The 20451-nt window shown below is 67.5% G+C and carries 17 protein-coding genes and 1 tRNA gene; 8 read left to right on the forward strand and 10 right to left on the reverse strand.

Annotated features, from left to right (window positions below; translation table 11 throughout):
• Position 1: 1 nt before the first annotated feature.
• A complete protein-coding gene (locus SBI80_RS24290) occupies positions 2-1018 on the reverse strand; it encodes an ABC transporter permease (protein ID WP_413232807.1) in 1017 nt (338 codons plus the stop codon).
• A gap of 17 nt (positions 1019-1035) precedes the next feature.
• Positions 1036-2685, reverse strand: coding sequence for an ABC transporter substrate-binding protein (locus tag SBI80_RS24295; RefSeq protein WP_318977411.1), 1650 nt, complete (start codon positions 2683-2685; stop codon positions 1036-1038).
• A 570-nt stretch (positions 2686-3255) separates the two neighbouring features.
• On the opposite strand from SBI80_RS24295, the gene SBI80_RS24300 reads away from it, so the two are divergent.
• Both SBI80_RS24300 and rfbA read left to right on the forward strand, forming a co-directional pair.
• Positions 3256-3903 carry a hypothetical protein gene (locus SBI80_RS24300; RefSeq protein WP_318977412.1) on the forward strand — a complete coding sequence of 216 codons (648 nt, stop codon included), beginning with the start codon at positions 3256-3258 and terminating at the stop codon, positions 3901-3903.
• An 8-nt stretch (positions 3904-3911) separates the two neighbouring features.
• Entirely contained in the window at positions 3912-4775 is an 864-nt protein-coding gene (rfbA, locus tag SBI80_RS24305; RefSeq protein ID WP_318977413.1) for a glucose-1-phosphate thymidylyltransferase RfbA, read from the forward strand.
• Here the strand turns inward: rfbA and SBI80_RS24310 are convergent.
• Positions 4687-5880 (reverse strand): fatty acid desaturase family protein, encoded by a 1194-nt coding sequence (locus SBI80_RS24310; protein ID WP_318977414.1) that lies wholly within the window; start codon positions 5878-5880, stop codon positions 4687-4689. The genes rfbA and SBI80_RS24310 overlap by 89 nt on opposite strands.
• Positions 5881-6108: 228 nt before the next feature.
• On the opposite strand from SBI80_RS24310, the gene SBI80_RS24315 reads away from it, so the two are divergent.
• Positions 6109-7062 carry a GGDEF domain-containing protein gene (locus SBI80_RS24315; protein ID WP_318977415.1) on the forward strand — a complete coding sequence of 318 codons (954 nt, stop codon included), beginning with the start codon at positions 6109-6111 and terminating at the stop codon, positions 7060-7062.
• 52 nt (positions 7063-7114) lie between these two features.
• Here SBI80_RS24315 and SBI80_RS24320 read toward each other — a convergent pair whose 3' ends face one another.
• Entirely contained in the window at positions 7115-8338 is a 1224-nt protein-coding gene (locus tag SBI80_RS24320) for an alpha/beta hydrolase family protein (RefSeq protein ID WP_413232802.1), read from the reverse strand.
• 142 nt (positions 8339-8480) lie between these two features.
• On the opposite strand from SBI80_RS24320, the gene SBI80_RS24325 reads away from it, so the two are divergent.
• Both SBI80_RS24325 and SBI80_RS24330 read left to right on the forward strand, forming a co-directional pair.
• Positions 8481-9866: a wax ester/triacylglycerol synthase family O-acyltransferase gene (locus tag SBI80_RS24325; protein WP_318977416.1), complete on the forward strand. Its 1386-nt coding sequence runs from the start codon at positions 8481-8483 to the stop codon at positions 9864-9866.
• 36 nt (positions 9867-9902) lie between these two features.
• The gene (locus SBI80_RS24330; protein ID WP_318977417.1) at positions 9903-10763 is read left to right on the forward strand and encodes an SDR family oxidoreductase; all 861 of its coding nucleotides are present in this window, start codon (positions 9903-9905) and stop codon (positions 10761-10763) included.
• Positions 10764-10812: 49 nt separating this feature from the next.
• Here SBI80_RS24330 and SBI80_RS24335 read toward each other — a convergent pair whose 3' ends face one another.
• The 4 genes from SBI80_RS24335 to SBI80_RS24350 form a co-directional block, all read right to left on the reverse strand.
• Positions 10813-12630 (reverse strand): Ig-like domain-containing protein, encoded by a 1818-nt coding sequence (locus SBI80_RS24335; RefSeq protein WP_318977418.1) that lies wholly within the window; start codon positions 12628-12630, stop codon positions 10813-10815.
• 573 nt (positions 12631-13203) lie between these two features.
• Positions 13204-13560 carry a nuclear transport factor 2-like protein gene (locus SBI80_RS24340; protein WP_318977419.1) on the reverse strand — a complete coding sequence of 119 codons (357 nt, stop codon included), beginning with the start codon at positions 13558-13560 and terminating at the stop codon, positions 13204-13206.
• Positions 13561-13602: 42 nt separating this feature from the next.
• Positions 13603-14673 (reverse strand): PrsW family intramembrane metalloprotease, encoded by a 1071-nt coding sequence (locus SBI80_RS24345; protein WP_318977420.1) that lies wholly within the window; start codon positions 14671-14673, stop codon positions 13603-13605.
• Complete coding sequence (locus SBI80_RS24350; protein WP_318977421.1) at positions 14670-15239, reverse strand: hypothetical protein; 570 nt, start codon at positions 15237-15239, stop codon at positions 14670-14672. The genes SBI80_RS24345 and SBI80_RS24350 overlap by 4 nt, the downstream gene beginning before the upstream one ends.
• A gap of 165 nt (positions 15240-15404) precedes the next feature.
• Between SBI80_RS24350 and SBI80_RS24355 the strand changes: the two genes are divergently transcribed.
• Entirely contained in the window at positions 15405-16658 is a 1254-nt protein-coding gene (locus tag SBI80_RS24355; protein ID WP_318977422.1) for an HNH endonuclease signature motif containing protein, read from the forward strand.
• 336 nt (positions 16659-16994) lie between these two features.
• Here the strand turns inward: SBI80_RS24355 and SBI80_RS24360 are convergent.
• Positions 16995-17068 (reverse strand) — tRNA-Gly (locus SBI80_RS24360).
• Between the two features lie 68 nt (positions 17069-17136).
• Complete coding sequence (locus SBI80_RS24365; protein ID WP_318977423.1) at positions 17137-18045, reverse strand: LLM class flavin-dependent oxidoreductase; 909 nt, start codon at positions 18043-18045, stop codon at positions 17137-17139.
• Positions 18046-18111: 66 nt separating this feature from the next.
• On the opposite strand from SBI80_RS24365, the gene dcd reads away from it, so the two are divergent.
• Both dcd and SBI80_RS24375 read left to right on the forward strand, forming a co-directional pair.
• Positions 18112-18681, forward strand: a complete 570-nt coding sequence (gene dcd / locus SBI80_RS24370) for a dCTP deaminase (RefSeq protein WP_318977424.1) — start codon at positions 18112-18114, stop codon at positions 18679-18681.
• Positions 18682-18838: 157 nt separating this feature from the next.
• On the forward strand, positions 18839-20401 hold the full coding sequence (locus tag SBI80_RS24375; protein WP_318977425.1) for a DUF7159 family protein: 1563 nt from the start codon (positions 18839-18841) through the stop codon (positions 20399-20401).
• Positions 20402-20451 lie beyond the last annotated feature (50 nt).

Raw genomic sequence — 20451 nt, forward strand, 5'->3', positions numbered from 1 at the left:
TCTAGTGCTCCAGCCTGATCTTGGCCCGCGGGTCTAGCGCATCCCGCAGTCCGTCACCGAATACGTTGAGCGACAACACCGTCAACACGATCATGATGCCCGGGACGATCGTGAGATGTGGTGCGGTGTAGATGTTCTGATAGCCGTCGGCGATCATCGTGCCCCACGATGCGCTGGGGGGCCGCACGCCTGCACCCAGGAACGACAGTGACGACTCGAGCAGCATGTTGTTGGCGATGTTGAGCGTGAAGAAGACGATGATGGTCGAGACCACGTTGGGCAGCAACTCGGAGACCATGATGCGGATCGGTCCCTTGCCCTGGGCGACGGCGGCCTCGACGAACTCCTTCTCGCGCAGCGCCAGGATCTCACCTCGGATGGGCCGGGCCATGTAGGGCACGTAGACCAGTCCGATGATCATGATCGGAATCCACAGCGAGTCGCCGTGGACCACGAAGCCGCCGATCTTCAAGCCGCCCAACGCCAGAGCGGTACCCAGTGCGATGCCGAGCAGCAGCACGGGGAACGCCCATACCACGTCCATGACCCTGGACAGGATTGCGTCGATCCAGCCCCGGTAGTACCCGCACAGCAACCCGACGAGCACGGCCAGAACGGTGGTGACCACGGCGGCGACGACGCCGATGAAGATCGACGTGCGCCCGCCGTAGAGCAGCCGAACCATGACGTCGCGGCCGTTCTGGTCGGCGCCGAGGAGATAGCGACCGTGCAACCCGGGGCCGATCGGAGTGCCGTCCGGTGAGACGACGTACTCCTGCTGCCCGTCGATCAGTACCTTGTCGGTGATGTGGTTCTCGTCGGGCCCGGTGTGGGCGACGTGGTCGGCCCACAGCGGTGCTGCCAGGCATAGCACGACGATCGCGATGAACAGTGCGCCGAACCCCAGCGCCATCCGGTTGCGGCGCAACCGGATCCACGCGAGGTACCAGGGGCTCCTGCCCCGGACGGCGTCGGGCGCGACGCCGGCCGGGGCAGGAGGAATGCCTGGGGCTTCGATCTCTCCTACCGAACCGGTCACTTCAGGGCGAACGCGGAGTAGTCCTGGGTGAACATCAGGTGCGGATTGGTCTTGTCGAAGTCGATCCGATCGGAGACGAACGTGCTGCGTTCCTCGTTGCCGTACGGCGCCCAGACCGCTTGGTCCATGTAGGCCTTGTCCAAGGCGGCGTACTGCTTCTTGACGTCGTCGGTCAACTGCTCCTTGGCCAGCTCGTCCATCTTGGCGTCGTTCTGCGGGATGGCCACCTGGGAGTAATTGCTGTTGTTGGTCGGCAGGATGTTCGCACCGTTGAGCAGTGGGCGGAAGAAGTCGTCGGGATGCGGGAAGTCCTGGAACCAGTCCACGAATCCGGTGTCGAGGTCAGGCGTGGAGGTGTTGCCGATCGTCGCGAAGTAGACGTTGCCGGCGACCACCTTCAGGGTGGCGTTGAAGCCGAGCTGGGTCAGCAGGTCGTGGTAGTACTCGCCGATGCGCTTGCGCTCCGGTTCGTCGTCGGTCCACACGGTGATGTCCTTGTCGGCCGGATTGGCTTCTGCGATGAGGGCCTTGGCCTTGGCCAGGTCGTAGGGGTATGGCTTGTACTCCTCGTAGCCGGGCATGCCGGGCGGCAGGATCTGCTGGGTGGGATGCAGGCGGCCGCCGAACACCCGGTTCAGCGCCTCCGGGTCGATGGCGTAATTGATCGCCTGGCGAACCCGGATGTCGTTGAACGGCGCCGTCTTGTTGTTCATGAAGAAGTAGTAGGTGTTGATCGACTCGTCCAGGCGGAACCGATCGCCGAACTTGGACTTGACCTCGGCCAGCCGGTCTGCGTCGGGCGGGTCGACCATGAAGTCGATGGTGTTCTGCTCGACGCCGGTCACCTGGGCGGAGTTGCTCTTGTTCTGGGTGACGGTGATCTTGTCCACGTGTGCGTCGGCGACCTCGGTGGCCCCGGCGTCCTTGACCGTCTTGAAATTCGGGTTGCGCTCCATCGTCAGCGTCTGCGGCGCATCGACCTTGGAGATCATGAAGGGGCCGCTGGACGGCGGGGGAGTGTTGGTCGCGTCCTTGTCCAGCGGGGTGCTCGGCGGCACCGGGGCCGCGAACATCAGTGCCAAGACGTTGTTGAACGTGCCGCTGGCTTCGGTGAGCGCGATGGTGATGTCGCCGGTCGCGTCGTCGGTGGTGATGCCGCTGATGGTCGGCGCCTTGCCGTCGGCGTAGTCGTTGGCGCCAACGATGCCGCTGAAGAACACCGAACCGCCGGAGTTGGCCTTGAACAGGCGCTGGATGGCATAGGTGAAGTCCGACGCCTTGATTGGCGTGCCGTCGGAGTACTTCATGTTGGGGCGAAGCTTCAACTTGTAGGTCTTGCCGTCGGGGGAGATGTCCGGCATGGCCTCGGCCAGCGCGGGAACTATCTGAGTGCCGTCCTGACCCTTGGCATGCTTGTACGTCAGCAGCGGCGTGTAGACGTTGTACAGCACCTCCCAGCCCTGGACGGTGTAGGACAGCTGCGGGTCGACGTAGTCGGGGAACGACGTCATCGAGACGTTGATGTCACCGCCTCCGGTGCCTCCGCCTCCGCCGCTGCTGCTGGAGTCACCGCCACACGCGGCAACCCCGAAGCTGGCGAGCGCCGCGATGACGCCAACGGTCACCGCCTTGCGCAAGTTCTTCATGTATTTCCCCTTGGTCTGTATCCCGACGGTGTCCATTACCTGTACGCCTCTGGCCGGGGTGCCATTGCATCTTTTCCGAAAAATCGCGGATGGCAACTCGGGTCTTCAGGTTTGGACCCCCTTCCGCAGCCCGCTGGCCTGCGAAGTCCCAGGAAGCGTCGACCCGGGGGCAGGTCCGATCGGGGACCGCCGGGGTTGCTGTCGCGGCTGTTCGGCGTTCGGTGCAGCAGGGTGTTCGCCGGAATAATTACTGCAACAGGCCATCAAAACAGGAAAATTGACATCAGCGAAACCAACGGCTTCGAGGTAGCGGATGCGTGAACGGCGGCGGACGCCGAGAAAAACCCTCAAAAAAACTGAGCGATCCGGGGTGTCACACCTCGCCAGCGGGGTCGGTGAGCCAAGGCGGCCTGGCTCGCGCCTGCGATCCGCTCCGAATCGGGCAGCACCCCGCGGCCGCCCGACGGGCCCTCGCCCCCCGCGCTCACCGACCTCGACGAGGTCACGACCTGGACTCGCTGGGCAAATGAGTAGGTGACCGCATCCCGCACTCGGTTAGCATCGAACCCCGTGGCGCGTAACGAAGGTCCCGGCGGACCCCCAGACGACCCGTACTACTCCGACAGCGAACCGACGCAGTACGGCAACTTTCCTCGCAGCGAGCCGCAGGCCTATAGCGAGCACACCGCACCCGCCAACTACGGCGCGTACGGCCAGGAACCCGGATACGGTCAGCAACCCGATTACGGTCAGCAGCCGGGCGGTGAGCCGCCCACCCCGTGGTACCGCACCGCCCCCGGGCTGGTCAGCCTCGGCGCGATCGGCGTCATCCTCGTCGCCGCCATCGTCTACGCGATCGTCTCGCTAACCGGCGATGGGTCGAGCTCGACCACCTCGACCACCTCGACCACGCCGAGCACCACGGCCACGTCGACCTCGGCCGGTAGTGCCGTCGTACCCGCTCCAACCGGCGGCACCGAGACGGTGACGCAGACCCAGGATCCCGGTACGAGCTCCGAATCGCCGACGACGACCACCACGACGGACAGCCCGACGACGACCACGACCACCACCACCACGCCAAGTACGACGGTGTCGACCAGCACCAGCACCAGCACGAGCACCAGCACCGTGACCCAGACGGTGACGGTTGCGCCGACGCAGTCCCCCGCCAATTCGGGCGGCGGCGCCGCGAGCGGTGGCAGCGGCTCGGGATAGCCGCTCCGATGAGGGGAATCATCCTGGCCGGGGGCACCGGCAGCCGGCTGTATCCCATCACGATGGGGGTGTCCAAACAGCTGCTGCCGGTGTACGACAAGCCGCTCATCTACTACTCGTTGTCGACGCTGATCATGGCGGGCATCCGAGACATCCAGGTGATCACCGCGGCGGGAGACGTGGCGGCGTTCAGACGGCTTCTCGGTGACGGTTCGGCATTCGGCACCAACATCACCTACGCGGTGCAAGACCGGCCCGATGGGGTGGCGCGGGCCTTCGTCGTCGGCGCCGACCACATCGGCACGGACTCGGTGGCACTGATCTTGGGGGACAACATCTTCTACGGCCCCGGTCTCGGTACCGGTTTGCGTCGATTCCACGACGTCAGCGGCGGCGCGATCTTCGCCTACTGGGTGGCCAATCCCTCGGCCTACGGGGTCATCGAGTTCGCCGACGACGGCCGGGCTCTGTCGTTGGAGGAGAAGCCGGCCAAGCCGAAGTCGCACTATGCGGTTCCCGGGCTCTACTTCTACGACAACGACGTCGTCGAGATCGCCAGGTCGCTGCGCCCGTCGGCGCGCGGGGAATACGAGATCACCGACGTCAACCAGACCTACCTGGAGCAGGGACGGTTGGGCGTCGAGGTGCTGGCGCGGGGCACCGCCTGGCTGGATACCGGCACGTTCGACTCCCTGCTCGACGCGAGCGACTACGTGCGCACCATCGAACGCAGGCAGGGCTTGAAGATTGGCGTGCCGGAGGAGGTGGCCTGGCGGCTGGGCTTCATCGATGACGAGCAGCTGGCCCACCGGGCGCACTCGCTGCTGAAGTCAGGGTACGGCTCGTATCTGCTGGAACTTCTGGAGCAGTGAGGGCCGGCTCTCGAACGTCGTTGGCCGGCAACATTTCCGGTCGATCGGGCAGCGCCAGCTTGAAAACGGTGCGCACCGTCAGCAGATATTGCTTCAGCAGAGGTCCGGTCGTGTACGGCAGGCCGTACTTCGCACACAGCGGGCGCACCCGCCGAGCGATCGCGGCATAGTGGTTGCTTGGCAGATCCGGGAAGAGGTGGTGCTCGATCTGGTAGCAGAGGTTGCCGCTCATGAAGGCCATCACGGGGCCAGCGTGAAAATTGGCGCTGCCCAACATCTGTCGTAGATACCACTCGGGCCTGGTCTCGTTCACCAGCGTCTCCGGGGTGAACTTCTCCGCACCGTCGGCGAAGTGGCCGCAGGAGATCACCACGTACGCCCAGACGTTGCGAAGCACGTTGGCGACGACGTTGGCGCGCAGGGTGCGACGCCACCGTCGGCGACTCAACACCGGGTAGAGGACGTAGTCCTTGGCCGTCTGGCGCCCGATCTTGTGCAGCAGTGCCGTGGCGTCAGCCGACTTCTCGGCGTCGGTGGTTCGGCGTTCCCTCTCGGAGTACAGGTCGTGTAGGGCGATACCCCACTCGAAGCCCACCGCCAGCAACAGACTTCGCAACGGCGCCAACAGGTAGCTCGGCTTCCACTCCTGGTCCGGGGTCACCCGCAGCACCCCGTACCCGAGGTCGTCGTCGACGCCGACGACGTTGGTGTTCACGTGGTGGCGGTAGTTGTGCGAATAGCGCCATTGCGACGACAGACCCGCCATGTCCCACTCCCACGTGGCGGAATGAATCTCCGGATCGTTCATCCAGTCCCACTGACCGTGGCCGATGTTGTGGGCGAGCTCCATGTTCTCGATGCTCTTGGCCGCGGCAAGGCCGACGGTGCCGGCAATCCAGCCGCGCCGGCCCTTCGACGCGGCGATCGTCAGACGGGAGACCAGCTCGAGGCAGCGCTGGAACGCGATCGTCCGGCGGATGTAGGCCCGATCCCTGGACCCACGGCCCTCCTCGACGTCGCGCCGGATGTCGTCGAGGGCGGCAGCGAAGTCGGCGAGGTCCGACTCGGACAAGTGGGCGTATTCGGCAACGTCGGAGATGGCCATGATTCGTCGATTTCTGTCGGTCCGGACGGCCCGCACCGTGCGGTGGGGTTGCGAATCGGCAGGGTCGGGCCCAAGACGCGTGTGCAGGAAGGACGCCACTAGGAGCGCACTCCCCACCCGTTTGTGTGCCCCCAGCCTAGACCGTCGACCACTGCGGCGATCCGGTTCGTTGGGGCCGTGGTGCGACTCCGCCGACGCCGAGGCGGCTAGCAACCTTATTCTCGACACGTGCCGGGGCGCCTCGAACCACAGCCGTCGACCCGGCATTGGCACGGCATCGGCGTGACGGCGTTCCTGGCCATGCTCGTCCTCTACGCCGCGGCGGGATTGCACGTCGACGGTCCCGCGGTCGATCCTCGGCTCTGCTGGACTCTGGCCGTGGCCGCACTGCTGGCGGGGTTGGCCACCGCGGTGGGATGCCTGCGCGGGTGGCAACGGCGGCGGAAGGTTCTGATCGCGTGGCCGGTGGCGTCGCTGCTGGCTACGACGGCCGTCGGCCTCGTCGATCCGGACGCCACCAAGAGCCTGCCCGGCACCATCACGATCACCTTCGCCTATCTCGGGTTGACGGCGGGGCGCTGGCGTTCGTTCGTGCTGCTGCCACTGGGCGTTGCCGCCTTCGTGATCGGCGGCGTCAAGCCTCTGCCGGACGCCCTGCCTACGGTGTTCTTGGCTGCGGTGATGTGGGTCCTCGTCGCGGAGGTGCCGGCATGGCTGATCGCCCGCTTGGAGGAGCAGAGCGCGCTGCTCGACCGCATCGCCCAGACCGACGGGCTGACTCAGCTCCTGGACCGCCGCGCCCTGGGGTCCCGGTTGTCCGAGCACGCGACCCATTCGGCAGTGGTGTTCATCGACCTGGACAACTTCAAGCAGTACAACGACCGCAACGGCCATGACGCCGGTGACGCCCTGCTGCTCGCGTTCGCGGAGACGCTTCGATCGTCGATCCGCGAGCAGGACTTGGCCTTTCGCATCGGCGGGGATGAATTCCTGCTGATGCTGCTCGATGCCGATCAGACGCAGGCCCAGCGCACGCTGGACGTGGTCCGGGGGCGGTGGACCGAAGCTGGATCACCGGTCGCCTTCAGTGCGGGGATTGCGGCCGGCGAGCAGAACCTGATCCGCATCGCCGATGAGCGCATGTATGCCGAGAAGCGGGCGCGGGGCCTGACCGCCGAGTGACCCATGCTGATCGATGGGGCCGAAGGTCCTTCGCGGTCACCCACGGCAGGATTCACGAACCGACGAGCCCGGACTGAACCAGTGCGGCGTCGACGAACCGCTGCACCGGACGGGACAGGAAGAACCCGGTGTGCCCACCCTGGTACCAGACGATCTCCGGCCTGCCCCAGTGCTCCCAGAGGCGGACGACCTGTTCGCGGGGATGAACGAGTTGGTCGGCGATGCCGGCATAGATGAAGCGGCCGCGTGGTGGAACCCGTGGTGTCAACGACAACGGTGACACCATCGTCCCCAGCGGTGCCGCCAGGGCGACGGTCCCGCGACGTGGGTCCGTGCGGCGCATCCCGGCGTGCCGTCGCAGCAGTGCGGTCATGTCGGCGACCGGAACGCCGAGGATGGCACAGGTGAGACCGTCCTCGAGGCTGGCGACCAAGGCGGTGACGTAGCCGCCGAGGGAGATGCCGTTCAACCCGATCGGGGAGTCCGGCTGCTGGGTGCGTATCCAGGACAGCAGGCGTCGAATGTCCCAGACCGCTTGCGCCGTGGCGTGGACGTCGTCGAGAACGTCCTCCCCAGGGAACACCGCGCCCCGCGGCAGCCCGCGGGCGCGCGGGCCGTGCATCGGAAGGACCGGCAGGACGACGTTGCACCCGAGGTCCTCGTGGAGATGCCAGGCGCGGAACAGCACGAGGTCCATCAGGCGCCGGCCCATCACGGCGCCGTGGACGCAGACCAGCCAGGGGCGTGGTTCCGGATGCCGAAGCAGCAGCGCGTATTCGCGATCGTTCGCGGCGTAGCTCAGCCACCGGTCGCGGCCCGGTTCACCGACCTCGGGTTCGTAGCCACTGTCGAAGACCAGGCGTTCGTGGGAGCGTCCACGCGTCCGAGCCGGCTGGGCGGTCACGTCGACGAGGGGCGGCGGGGTCGCGAAGAAGTCCTGAGGTCGGTCGAGATACCCCTGTCGACCGTAGAACTCGAGGGCTGCCCGCACTTCACCGTCGATGCGCTCGAACACGTGCGAATCACCGATCGGCCGGAATGCCCGGAACCCGGTGAGGACGATCTCGTCCCGGAAGGCGTGCGTCGCCAGCGCGATGGTTGGCCGTGCGATGGGGACCTCGGTTGGTCCGCGATCGAGGTAGTCCCGCCAGGACTTGGCGTAGTAGCGCCCCGTTCGTCGGAATGGCCGAACGACGCTCATGAGTGAATTGGGCTCGCGCGCAGCCGGTTCGGTGGCAGCCGCGGGCGGAGCACCGTCTCCGTTGGGAGTTGCCATGCCGCCGGACGCTAGCGCCACGTCGACCGATGACCTAGGGACCTAGGTCCCGCTCGGCACGGCCGGTCGCCACTTGTCGGCTGGTGCCGGTTGGCGCGACGATGACCTGGTACCGACCAGTCGAAGGGGACGGGTCTGGCGGATGGAGCCACTTGAGCCGCTGGATGCGGCGATGATCACCGCGGAGTTGCTCGCCGACCCGCTGCACACCGCCGCGCTGCTGATCCTGTCGCCGCCACCGGAGGCCGGTCCGGACTACGTCGACGAGCTCTACCGCCAGGCACTCACCGATCCGGCCGACCTCGACACGCGGTTTCGACGGCACCCGCACGCCGGAGTCGACACGGCAGGACTCTGGTTGTGGCGCAACGACGATCGGGTGGACATGCGGAAGCACCTGCGGCGCTGCACGCTCCCTGCGGGCACCGACCGCGCCGGGCTGTGGCGATTGATCGGCGAGTTGCACGGCGAACCGCTCGACCGGTCCAGGCCGATGTGGCTGGCCTATGTGATAGACGGGTTGGCCGACGGTGCATTCGCGTTCTACATCAAGGTCCACCACTCGGTGATCGACGGTGTCGCAGGGCTGAAGATGATCACCGATGCGCTGACTCCCGACCCCACGCGACGGTCGATGCGACCGCTCTACGCCGCGCGGCACTCGACCGATGAATCTCGTTGGCGTTCCCGTGGTGGCATTCCCAACCCGTTGGGTCTGGCGCGCGACGGATTGGATCTCGCTCGCCACGTGGCCCTTGGTGAGCTGTCGACGGTGGTGTCGAGCCTACGGTCGCGGACCGCGCTGCCATCCTTCGGCGCCCCCTACACCAGGTTCAACGGCCGACTGGGTCGCGAGCGCGCCGTCACGGGAGCCACCTGGGCCAAGTCCCGTATTCGCGCGATCCAGCAGGCGGCCGGGGTGACCGGCAACGACGTCGTGACCACGGTGGTGGCAGGGGTGTTGCGGGCGTGGCTCGACGCGCGCGGTGAACTGCCGTCCCTCTCGCTGGTGGCGATCTGCCCCGTGACGGTGCGCAGTCGCGATGGGAACGGCGCCGAGGATGGGCACGGCAATCTGTTCGGGCTGCAGCTGTGCTCGCTGGGCACCAACCTGGCCGATCCGGCCAAGCGGCTGGCCCATGTGCATCGCGTGATGGCCCGGGCGAAGGGTCAGGTGTCGAGCCGCGGGGCGAATGCGACGACGCTTCTGCTCGCGCCAAGCATCGTGCCCACGGTTCTGTTGCCGGCGCTACCCGTCGCACCCCGGTTGCGCCGGGCCTACAACGTCTCGCTCTCCAACATTCCCGGGCCGTCGAGCGAGATGTACTGGAACGGAGCACGTCTCGAGGAGATCTATCCGGTGTCCGTGGCGATCGACGGGCAGGCCCTCAACGTCACGGTCTGCTCGTATGCCGACCGGGTGGCCTTCGGGTACGTGTCCGGCCGTGAGGTGATGCCGGACATCGAGTCGGTGGTGCCGTTGACCGAGAGTGCCCTCACCGAATTGGAGGCCGCGGTCGGCGTGTGACCGGACCGCGATGGATCGAGGGGAGCAGACGCAGCGATGGGTGTCTACGTCGTCACGGGATCGGCCTCGGGGATGGGGCGCGAGGTGGCGGAGAAGCTGCGCGCCACTGGGCACGAGGTGATCGGGGTCGACGTCGGGCAGGCGGAGGTCGTGGCCGACCTGTCCGGCGATGCGGGTCGTCGGGCCGCGATCGACGGGGTGCTGGCGGCGTCGGGAGGCAGGCTCGACGGTGCCGTTCTGGCGGCCGGTCTGGGTCCTGGTGACGGGTCGGACCGTCCACGAATGATCGCGCAGGTCAACTATTTCGGGGTCGTCGACCTCCTCCGGGCGTGGCGCTCCGCCCTGGCTGCTGGTGGGCGCGCGAAAGTGGTGGTCTTCGCCAGCAATTCGACGACGATTACGCCGGCGGTGCCCAACCGCACGGTGCGGGCCTTCCTATCCCATGACGTCGACAAGGCGGTCCGGTCGGTCAGGATCTTCGGGAGGAACTCCTCGGTGATGATCTACGCGGCGTCGAAGATCGCCGTCAGCCGGTGGGTTCGGCGCGAGTCCGTGACGGCCGCCTGGGCCGGTGCGGGCATTCGGCTGAATGCGCTGGCTCCTGGCGCGATCATGACACCGCTGCTGCAGGAGCAGTTGGCGTCGCCGACGCGAGGCGAACTGGTGCGTTCCTTCCCCGTTCCGACCGGAGGGTTCGGCGATGCCGGCCAGCTGGCCGACTGGGTGCTGTTCATGCTGTCGGATGCCGCGGACTTCCTCTGCGGTAGCGTGCTGTTCGTCGACGGCGGATCGGACGCCTACTTCCGGGCCGACGACTGGCCCAGGCCCGTGCCGATCCACCGCCTCGGGTCGTACTTCCGAAGGTTCAGAGCGGGTTCGGGCGAGGTTCGGCGTTGATCACGCCGGCGTGCCGAGCCCTGCCGGTGACCGACTTCGCCTCAGAGTCCTAGGGGCGGTAGTCGCCGATCGCAGGTGCGGGTGCCGGCACGATCGGAGCGCCCGAAGCCGGCAGGGGATAGAACCGGAAGTAGTCGACCTGCATGTTCGACGGTGCAAGGCCTCCGGAGTAGAACGCGTCGAGTTGTACGTTCGTCGTCCACTTGGTGCCGGTGATGGCGGCGGGATTGGTGGTGGTCGTCTGCACCTTGCCGTCTACGAACCACGAGATGTGGTCGGGCGCCACCTCGATCGAGTACGTGTGCCATTCGGCTAGATCGAGGGACACCGACGCGTAGGACTGCTTGGCCGTCGGATGGTGGATGAAGACGTAGGCCCGGTCGCTGTTGACGTCTGCCTCGGAGAAGTCGAGATCGCCTGCGCCGTTGTCGTAGGGCACGCCGTACGGAATCAGCGCGACGACACTGTGATAGGGGTTGCCTGCGCCCTGATCGTCGACGCGCATGCTCACCTCCCACCGACCGTAGGCGGGATAGACGGCGCTGCTCATCATGCCGCCCGACGTGGCGTTCGAGGTCCCGGCGATCTGCAGGTAGCCGTTCTGTTCGGTGATCTGCCCCGGCCGGCGCAGTCCGTTGCCGGCGTGGCCGGGCGAATAGTACAGATCCCAGAAGGAAGCGGGGGTTCCGTTGCCGTCGAATTCGTCGCTGAGCGCGGAGTCGGGGGTGCCCCAGCCGTAGATCGTCGCCGCGGAAGGCGTTCCGGTGGAGGGATTTCCACTAGACGGGGGGTTGGGGGTGACGGCGGGGCCGACGACCGACACGGTGGTGGTCGCCGTCGAGCCACGACCAGGGAAGAACAGGCCGAGCAGGCCGTGGACGTGCCAGCCGTTGACGGGGCTGTCGTCGCTCACCGTCACGGTGAAGGTGTCGGCACCGGTGAAGTTGGCTCCCGGCGTGTAGACGAATGCGCCGGTGCCGTCGATCGCGACCGTGCCGCGGGTGGGCTTGCTCGCGGTGTAGGTCAGGACGTCGCCGTCACCGTCCGCGCCCGTGACCATCCCCGTGATCGTGCCGTCGGACTGGATGGCCTGGCCAGCTGGGGCCGCCACCGTCGGTGACTGGTTCAAGAAGGTTCGAAAGATCCAATTGCGGACCAGATCAAAGGGATTGGCTGGAGCTGCGGCGGCGGACAGCACCTGCTGCCGAGCCATCGGGGTGACGCTCGACGTGCTGGTGGCGACGGTCGCCGACGCGGTCATCGCGGAGGCGGTCTGGGCGGCTGCGACGGTCTTCACGGTCGGCGTTGCCGTCGGTGCTGACGTGTGCGACGCCGTACCGCCGGCCGCTTGCCACACCGGTACCGGCTCGGGTTCCTTCGACGTCGTTGCGGTGCCCGCCGAGGGGGACGTGGCGGCTGGGGTGCTGGCGCTGGGCGAGCTGGTCTCCGATGCGGTGGGCTTGGGCGTGGAGTCCGCGGCGGAAGTCGTCTGGCTATCCTTCGCCGGGCTCTCCGAGACGCTCGGCTGCTTGTCGTCCGACGCAGTCTTGGTCGGTGTGGTGTGGGTGGTGCCGTTGCGGCCGTCGCCCACCTTGGTAGCCGGCCCGTCGTCCGACGTCGCGGCGGGCTTGTCGGGCCCGTTCTTCGGGTGCGGGGTGGCGACCGTATCGGAAACGGCCGATGCCTCGTTCGTGGACTGCTCGGTGGAGGACGGCTGTCCGCTCGACGACGTGCCACCCTGTGCACTCGAGCTCTCGGACGTGGAGCCGCCGCTCGAGTCATCAGCCTGCGCCACACCGGATCCCGCGAGCATCGCGGCGCCGATTCCCAGGGTCACGGCGCCCGCGCCCAGCCAGCCGTATGGCACGACGGTCCGTTGCTCCACGGCAAGGCGGCGGATCGACCCTCCCGCGTCGTTCGTCGTCTCCGTACCCCGTGCAGCCGATCGTGCGCCCATACTGCGTCTTCCCTTGAGGTGTGAGTCGTGGTTTGCCCGCCCAGGCGATGAACGGGCGAACGATGTCGTCGGTCTATTGCACGGGGAAATAAGCGTGACCGCTCAGCAAATGCTTAAGCTAAGTTGCATTCTCATCGGATCGCCAACAATGGGGCGGGTTGATGGTGGTACTCAAACCGACTGTGCAGCGGCGTCTTTGACTCGCTGCGAGTCCTGTGCGTGCAACTTTGGCAACCGTCTGCCCAGGGGTGCTGCCCGCTGCCGGGGTGTGGCGACCAGCGCGGTCGGCTCAGGTGAACACCGATCGTGACCCCGGCGGCTCGGTGAGGACCGGTCGCCGGCAAAGCCGACCGCCGGCGGGTCGTCGTTGCCGCGCAAGGGCTCGGACCGCTCCTCGGGAGGAATCGTACCTAGAGTTTCTTAAGGTCGGGAGTGCGAATCAGCCCGCGTCGCAACGCCGCTCGACCCCCGTCGCGGGGCGGCTCACGGTTCGATGACCAGCCGACTGATCAGGTCGCCGGCCAAGGTGAAGCGGTAGTGCAGGTCGGCCACGCCACCGGGAAAGTCCCCCTCCAGTCGCTGGAGGACGTCGACGTGCGCCGGGTCCGACGTCGTGGCACCGGTTAACTCGGTGGTGAAGGTGTACTCGCTGCCCGCGCTTCCCAGCCAGGTGCCGACCGCCTCCCGGCCCTGGATGGTGTGGCCCTCGTCGGTGACGGCCGCATCGGAGGTGAAGGTGCCGATCGCGGTGTCCACGTCGCGGGCCCGGTGCGCGGCGAGGTAGGTCCGCACCACGGCGGGCAGTGCGTTCCATTGGGTTTCGGTGTCGTTGCTCGTCATGCCTCCACCGTGGGGTTTCCCCCTGGGGGAGGGTCAAGCGCGCTAGCCGGAGGCCTGGATCTCGTCGAGGACGGCGCGCTGCCGGCGCTTGAGCTCACGGACGGCCGATCGTCCGCCGCTGCGGCGGGCCTGCTTGCGTAGTGCCCTGCGCAGCTTGCGGTTGGGCAGCGAATCGAGGATCTCGGTGTCCGCGGTCGACGTGTGGCGCAGCGCGGCGATCCGGTCGCTGACCCAACGGGATTCGTAGCGCTGCAACCAGATCGCCCAGGCGAGAAAGATGGCCACGTTGATGGCGATCTTCAGGAAGAAGTGCTCGCGCATCAGCGGAGAATCCCAGAAGAAGTGCATGAACCACGCGCTGGCGAACAAACCGAGCGCGAGCGGCACCCGTTTGGCAAGGGAGAGCTCGGCGCGCTGGGAGAACGACGGCAGCAACAGCAGGACGCCGACCGTCGACAGCGCCGCGAACGCCCAGTGCGACGGCACCGAACTCAGTATGCGGCCCGCCATCTCGCTGGAGGCGCCGGCGACATCGCCGTTGAGGCTGTCCACCGCGCTGCCGGCGGCGTACGTGAGGTCCTCGATGACGTCGAACCCGAGTCCGACGAACATGCCGACCAGAAGGGCATGCGAGATCCGGTTGAACACCGAGGCGCACAGAACCAGGATCAGGGCCCCGCACGTCGCCTTCGCGAGTTCCTCGATGATGGGCGCGGTCAGCGCGGCCGACCACGCGGCGAACGTGTCGGGAGCGATGTAGCGGGCCCAGACCTTCTCGAGGGACTCGTTTCCTGGGATGGCGAATGACACCGCGATGGTGGCGCCAAGCGCGGTACCTGCGACCAGTCCTTGCGGGTAGCGACGCACGCTGCGGTAGGGGTCGAACTCGAAGATGAGCCATACCAGCGCGACGACGAACAGCGCCCAGACCGGGCCGAGGACGACTTGGGCGTCGACCGTCTCACCGATCACGCGGCCGTTGCCCGTGATCAACATGTAGGAACCGATGACGACCGAGGCGACGTACACCCAGAACACGGCCGATTCCGGACGGTAGAGGACGGGTACGCGCGGTGGCGTCGTAGTGGGGTGAGTGTCGAGTTCGGTTGTCATGATCCGCTTCTCGTGATGGTGTCGATGATTTCGGGCATCGGGCGGGCGGCCGCGCCGGGCTTGGCCAGTGAGGTCACCGCGACCACGACGTCGTCGTCGGCGAGGAAGGCGCACGATCCGGTGGCGTCACCGACGATCGCCACGCAGGTGTCACCGCGCAGCGCACCGTCGGTGGAGCTAATCTGGCCGCCGTCCCACGCGGAGGCCCAACCCTGGATCGTCTGCTTGCGCATCACGCGTTCGGCGACCGAGCGGGGGTCGCGGCCTTCGCGGTCGAAGACCGACACGATGACGGTCGCACCATCAGTACGCAGGAAGACGCGGTTGCCGGAGTCCTGGCTCTGCCAGCCGTCGGGTACCGCGACGTCGACGACGTTGCCGTCGACCGAGGTGATGTCGACGACCGGCCCGGTGGCGGCCGTGTCGTCCCAGACCCGCTCTGGGAGAACGGCATCGAGGACGGACGGAACGGCGGGGATGGCAATCAAGGTGGCGGCCAGAGCGGCAGCGGCACCCTTCTGTTGGAGCCGGCGCCGGGGTGGCGGTGCGGTCGTCTGTGCAGTCACGGTGAGTTAGCTTAAGGCGAGCTGGACGTCTTTGGGCGGTGTACGCACCGGCGAGTTGACGCACGCGTTGATTTTTGCCGGGTATGTGGTCGGGAACGTGGCGCGCGAATCCGCTGGGTTCGCGGGCGCCCCGGGTTTGTCGTACCTCTCTGCGATGATGGTGGCATGTCCTCGCCGGCAACGTCTTTGGCTCCGCAGGAGCGGTTGGAGGCGTTGTTCGAGGAGTTGGCGGAGTTGACGGGGCAGCGCAATGCGATCGACGGGCGGGTGGTGCAGATCATCGCCGAGATCGACGGGGACGGGATTTGGGGTTCCACTGGGGCGCGGTCGATCAGTTCATTGGTGGCGTGGCGGACCGGGATGTCGCCGGGCAACGCGAAGACCGTGGCCACCGTGGCGCATCGGTTGGCGGAGTTCCCGCGGTGTGCGGCCGGGATGCGGGCGGGTCGGATCTCGCTGGATCAGATCGGGGTCATCGCCGCCGGCGCGGCGACCGGTTCCGATGACCATTACGTGGAGTTGGCGTCGGTGGCCACGGTCAGCCAGTTGCGGACCGCGGTGAAACTGGAACTCCGCCCGGATTTGGGACCCAAGCCCGAGCCGGAGCGCTCCTTCGTCCGCAGGGAAGGCGACCGCGGTACGACGTGGCGGATCACCCTGCCACCTTCTGAGGCGGCGGTGTTCGACGCCGCGGTGCAGTCGCACCACGACGCGTTGATCGCGCAGTGGAAACGCGACCACGGTGAGGACGGTGAGGACGACCGCGGTGACGGTGGTGATGACGTGCGGGTGCCGCCGTTCCCGAATCGGGTCGATGCGTTCCTGGGTGTGGTGCAGGCCGGCTGGGACACCGACGTCACCCACCGCCCACACGGGCAACGCACCACCGTGATCGTGCACCTGGACGTGGAGAACCGGTCGGCGGCCTGGCATCTGGGGTCACTGCTCTCCGACGACGAGCGCCGCCTGCTGCTGTGTGACACCACCTGTGAGGTCTGGTTCGAACGCCACGGCCGGGTGATCGGTGGGGGACGCGAGACCCGCCAGATCAGCCGCCGGCTACGCCGGGCGTTGGAGCATCGGGACCGGTGCTGCGTGGTCCCCGGCTGCGGAGCCACCCGCGGCCTGCACGCCCACCACATTCGGCACTGGGAGGACGGCGGCCCCACCGAGCTCGAAAATCTCGTCCTGCTCTGCCCGTACCATCACCGGCTGCACCACCGCGGTGGCATCACCATCGCCGGCACCGCCTACGAGCTGGTGGTGACCGACGCCGAGGGCACCCCGCTGACCAACGCCTCGCTGGCCCGCCCACCGACCACACCTCCGCCGGATGTCCCGCCATGCCGCGGGCCGCTCGGGGAACGTGCCGACTGGTGGTGGTACGACCCCTACGAACCACCACCGCCGGACCACTGAGTCGTCGGTTCACGATGGCCTCGCGTGATCGCTGAGGCCGGGTGCTGCACTCTACTTGACTATTGGAGTGAATACCGTTGCAGCTTGCGTGATTCGGTTCATTCGCAGCAAAGCGAGCGGTCACCACGCTAGCGATCACCGAGCCATGAGCTTTCTCGTCGAATTGCGCGTGGCGAGGAAAGAATTCAGGACATCCTAGAGAGTGTGCGCTCTGCCGAATACCTCTCCGGTGTGCTCGCCCATGAGGGCGAACACTTGGCGGATGGGCGTCGAAGGTGGCGGTGTCCGTTTTCGTCGCGACCCGCTGCCAAGCAGATCGCTCACTAACGGAAAACGTGGAGCCGATGACGGGAATCGAACCCGCGTATTCAGCTTGGGAAGCTGATGTTCTGCCATTGAACTACATCGGCCTACCAGCAGTGCTGGTGACCACGAAGGCTAGCACCTCCGGCCGGTGGACAAGGAGCTGGATCCGCCGTCAGGCCAGCGGGGCGAACGCCTCGGCCAGTGCCCGGTAGGCGTCCAGCCGCTGCGCGCCGCCGGACATGCCGAAGTCCGGGACGATCACCTCGTCGACGCCCTCGTCGCGCCATACCGCGGCGGCCTCGGCAATCCGCGCCGCCGGCCCGTAGACCACCGGCTGGGCCATCGACTCCGCGGCGGACTTCGCCCGGGCCTCGTCCTCGGCGCTCTCGGTGACCATCACGACCGCCTGCGTCGAGCGCCACACGGTGGCCGGGTCCCGGCCCTCCTTCTCGCACGCCGCGTCCAGGGCCGCGGAACGCTCGCCGAACTCACCGGGGGCCGACCACTGGTTCCACTCCTGGACGTGCCGCGCGATCAACCGCAGCATCCGCGGGCCCGTCCCGCCGACCAGCAGCGGTAGCGGTGACTGCACCGGTTTCGGCTCGCAGAGCGCATCGGTCAAGTGGTAGTAGTGCCCGTCGAACGTCGTCGTCTCATTGGTCAGCAGCCCGGTGATGACGGCGAGCCCCTCGGCGAAGCGGTCCACCCGCTCCTTCGGCGGGCCCAGCTCCAGTCCGTACTGCTCGTGTTCGGTGATCTGCCACCCCGCGCCGAGCCCGAGCGTGAACCGGCCGTTGCTGATGCGATCGATGGTGACCGCCAGGTTCGCGAGCACCGCGGGATGGCGGAACGTCATCGACAACACCAGGTTGGCCAGCCGGACCGTCGACGTCGACGTGGCCAGCGCGGCCATCACCGCGGTGGCCTCCAGCCAGTCGCTGGTCCGGCCCGGCTCGTCACCGGGGGACATGAAGTGATCCGCGACGTAGACGGTGTGCCAGAACCCGTCGTCGGCGAACTGGGCGAGTTCGAGCACGTCGCCCCACGGTCGAGTCGTCGAAGGCCATACGGAGAAGCGCACGTTTCCGAGTGTAGGGACCAGCCGTGCACGACGACGACGACCAATGCGTCCGGCTAGGCTCGTCGGGTGCTGCTCTCCGACCGCGACATCCGGGCAGAGATCTCCGCCGGCCGGCTGGGAATCGACCCCTTCGACGACGCCCTCATCCAGCCCTCGAGCGTCGACGTGCGGCTAGACAACCTGTTCCGGGTCTTCAACAACACCCGCTACACCCACATCGACCCGTCGCTTCGCCAGGACGACCTGACCACGCTGGTCGAGCCCAAGGAGGGCGAGCCCTTCGTGCTGCATCCCGGCGAGTTCGTGCTCGGCTCGACCCTGGAGCGCTGCACCCTGCCCGACGACCTCGCCGGCCGCCTGGAGGGCAAGTCGTCCCTGGGCCGTCTCGGGTTGTTGACGCACTCCACCGCGGGCTTCATCGATCCCGGTTTCAGTGGCCACATCACCCTGGAGCTCTCCAACGTGGCAAACCTGCCGATCACGCTGTGGACGGGCATGAAGATCGGCCAGCTGTGCCTGTTACGGCTAACCAGCCCGGCCGAGCACCCGTACGGCAGCGCCAAGGTCGGATCGAAGTACCAGGGACAGCGCGGGCCCACCCCGTCGCGGTCTTACCTGAACTTCATCAAGCACTGATTTCGCCGACGCGAGTATCGTCGGGCTACGAGCCGAAATCGACGCGTTCGGTGTAACGATCGCGCTGGTGGGGGCGATGAAACATCGGGGCTCGCCGTGGCGTTGGGTCCTCTGTGAGAAGTAGATACGTAGCGTAGCTAATACTTTGGAGGATTTCGTGGACATCGTGCTTGGTGTGTCCCTTACGCCAAAGACGGTGCGGCTGGTGCTGGTCGAGGGTGTTCAAGGTGACGGAGCGATCGTCGACCACGACACCTTCGACGTCGCTCCGTCGGACGGTTCAGCAAACTCGAGTGCATGCGCGCAGGTGGTGTCCGCCATCCTCGGCACGCTGGAGAGCGCCCGCGAAGGCGGCCACCAGCTGAAGGCCATCGGCGTCACCTGGAGTGACCACGCCGCGGCCGCTGCACTGCGCGACGCGCTGGCCGCCGCCGGCGTCGACGACGCCATCCTGGTCTCCGAACTGCACGCCGCCGGCGCGCTCGCGCAGACCGCAGGCCGGGCGGTCGGGTACGAGAGCACCGGCTTGCTGTTCCTCGATCGCGACGCCGCGACGCTGTCGGTCGTGCGCACCGACGACGGCTCCATCGTCAAGGTCCTCAGCCGCAGCCTGCACAGCACTGACGCGATGGCCGTGCTGACCGACATGGCCTCGGCCATCGACGCGCAGGACTCCCCGCCGCAGGGCATGTTCGTCGTCGGTTCCGGCGTCGACGTCGCCTCGGTCAAGTCCCATCTACAGGACCTGGTGTCGATGCCGGTCAACGCGCCCGAAGAGTCGGGTCTGGCGTTGGCCCGCGGGGCGGCGATCGCCGCCGCCAACGCGCCGATCTTCGACGCCTCGACCGTTGGCCTGGCCTACTCCCAGGACCCCGACGGCGCCACCGCGGGAAACGACTACCCGGTGCTGGCCGGCGCCGCGACCCAGATCGGTCCCGCCGGGCTCGCCGCGCCGCTGGCTGACGACGTCGATCTCGCCGCCTACGACGCCCCCGCCGAGGAGGGTCGCAAGCCGTTCCTGCTGGTGGGCAGCGCGCTGACGTCGCTATTCGTCATCGGCGTGGTCGCCTTGGTGATCTCGCTCGCCGTCAGCATCCGTCCCACGGCTGACTCGCGCCCCGACCCGGGGCAGAGCGCGATCGTGCCCAACGCCGCTGCCCCGGCCACGCCGCTGCCGCAGGTCGCGCCCGCGCCGGCGCCCGCCCCGGTCGCGGCACCGCCACCCGCGGAGACCATCAAGGCACCGGTTCCTGCCGCCCAGGAGCAGCCCGCACCGCAGGCCCCGCGCACGGTGTACGTCGAGAAGCCTGCCGCCCCGGCACCTGAGGCCCCGCCCGCGCCGGTCCCCGACCCGCCGGCCGCTCCGGCGCCGGACCCGGTCCCCGCCGCGGCGCCGCCGGTGCCCGCGGTGGCGCCGCTGATTCCGCCGATCTTCAACCCGGTGCCGCAGGCGCCGTGGCAGCAGTACCCCCAGCGGCAGTACCCGAGTTATCCGCAGCAGCAGTACCCCAGCTATCCGCAGCAGACGCCGCCCTGGCAGCAGGCGCCGCCGTGGCAGCAACAGCCCCAGAACCCCTGGCAGCCCCCGTCCGGGCGCGGCGATGGTGGCAACGGGGGCTGGCCCGGTGGCGGAGGTGACGACGGCCGACCCGGCCGCGGCGGTGGCGGTGGGGGCACGAACTGCTTCCTGATCTTTTGCGCCCCCGCTGGTCACCGCTAGGCGGAGTCCGTTCGTCACCTAGCGTTGGTCTGCCGCTCAGTGTCGCGTTG

The organism is Mycolicibacterium sichuanense (assembly GCF_033741125.1).
In the GTDB taxonomy this organism is placed as follows: Bacteria; Actinomycetota; Actinomycetes; order Mycobacteriales; family Mycobacteriaceae; genus Mycobacterium.

Excerpts from the sequence above, each read along its gene's own strand:
- SBI80_RS24320 (WP_413232802.1), bottom strand. The coding sequence starts at position 8,338 with ATGGCAACTCCCAACGGAGACGGTGCTCCGCCCGCGGCTGCCACCGAA.
- SBI80_RS24345 (WP_318977420.1), bottom strand. The coding sequence starts at position 14,673 with ATGACAACCGAACTCGACACTCACCCCACTACGACGCCACCGCGCGTA.
- SBI80_RS24340 (WP_318977419.1), bottom strand. The coding sequence starts at position 13,560 with ATGACGAGCAACGACACCGAAACCCAATGGAACGCACTGCCCGCCGTG.
- SBI80_RS24355 (WP_318977422.1), top strand. The coding sequence starts at position 15,405 with ATGTCCTCGCCGGCAACGTCTTTGGCTCCGCAGGAGCGGTTGGAGGCG.
- SBI80_RS24295 (WP_318977411.1), bottom strand. The coding sequence starts at position 2,685 with ATGAAGAACTTGCGCAAGGCGGTGACCGTTGGCGTCATCGCGGCGCTC.
- SBI80_RS24310 (WP_318977414.1), bottom strand. The coding sequence starts at position 5,880 with ATGGCCATCTCCGACGTTGCCGAATACGCCCACTTGTCCGAGTCGGAC.
- SBI80_RS24325 (WP_318977416.1), top strand. The coding sequence starts at position 8,481 with ATGGAGCCACTTGAGCCGCTGGATGCGGCGATGATCACCGCGGAGTTG.
- SBI80_RS24330 (WP_318977417.1), top strand. The coding sequence starts at position 9,903 with ATGGGTGTCTACGTCGTCACGGGATCGGCCTCGGGGATGGGGCGCGAG.
- rfbA (WP_318977413.1), top strand. The coding sequence starts at position 3,912 with ATGAGGGGAATCATCCTGGCCGGGGGCACCGGCAGCCGGCTGTATCCC.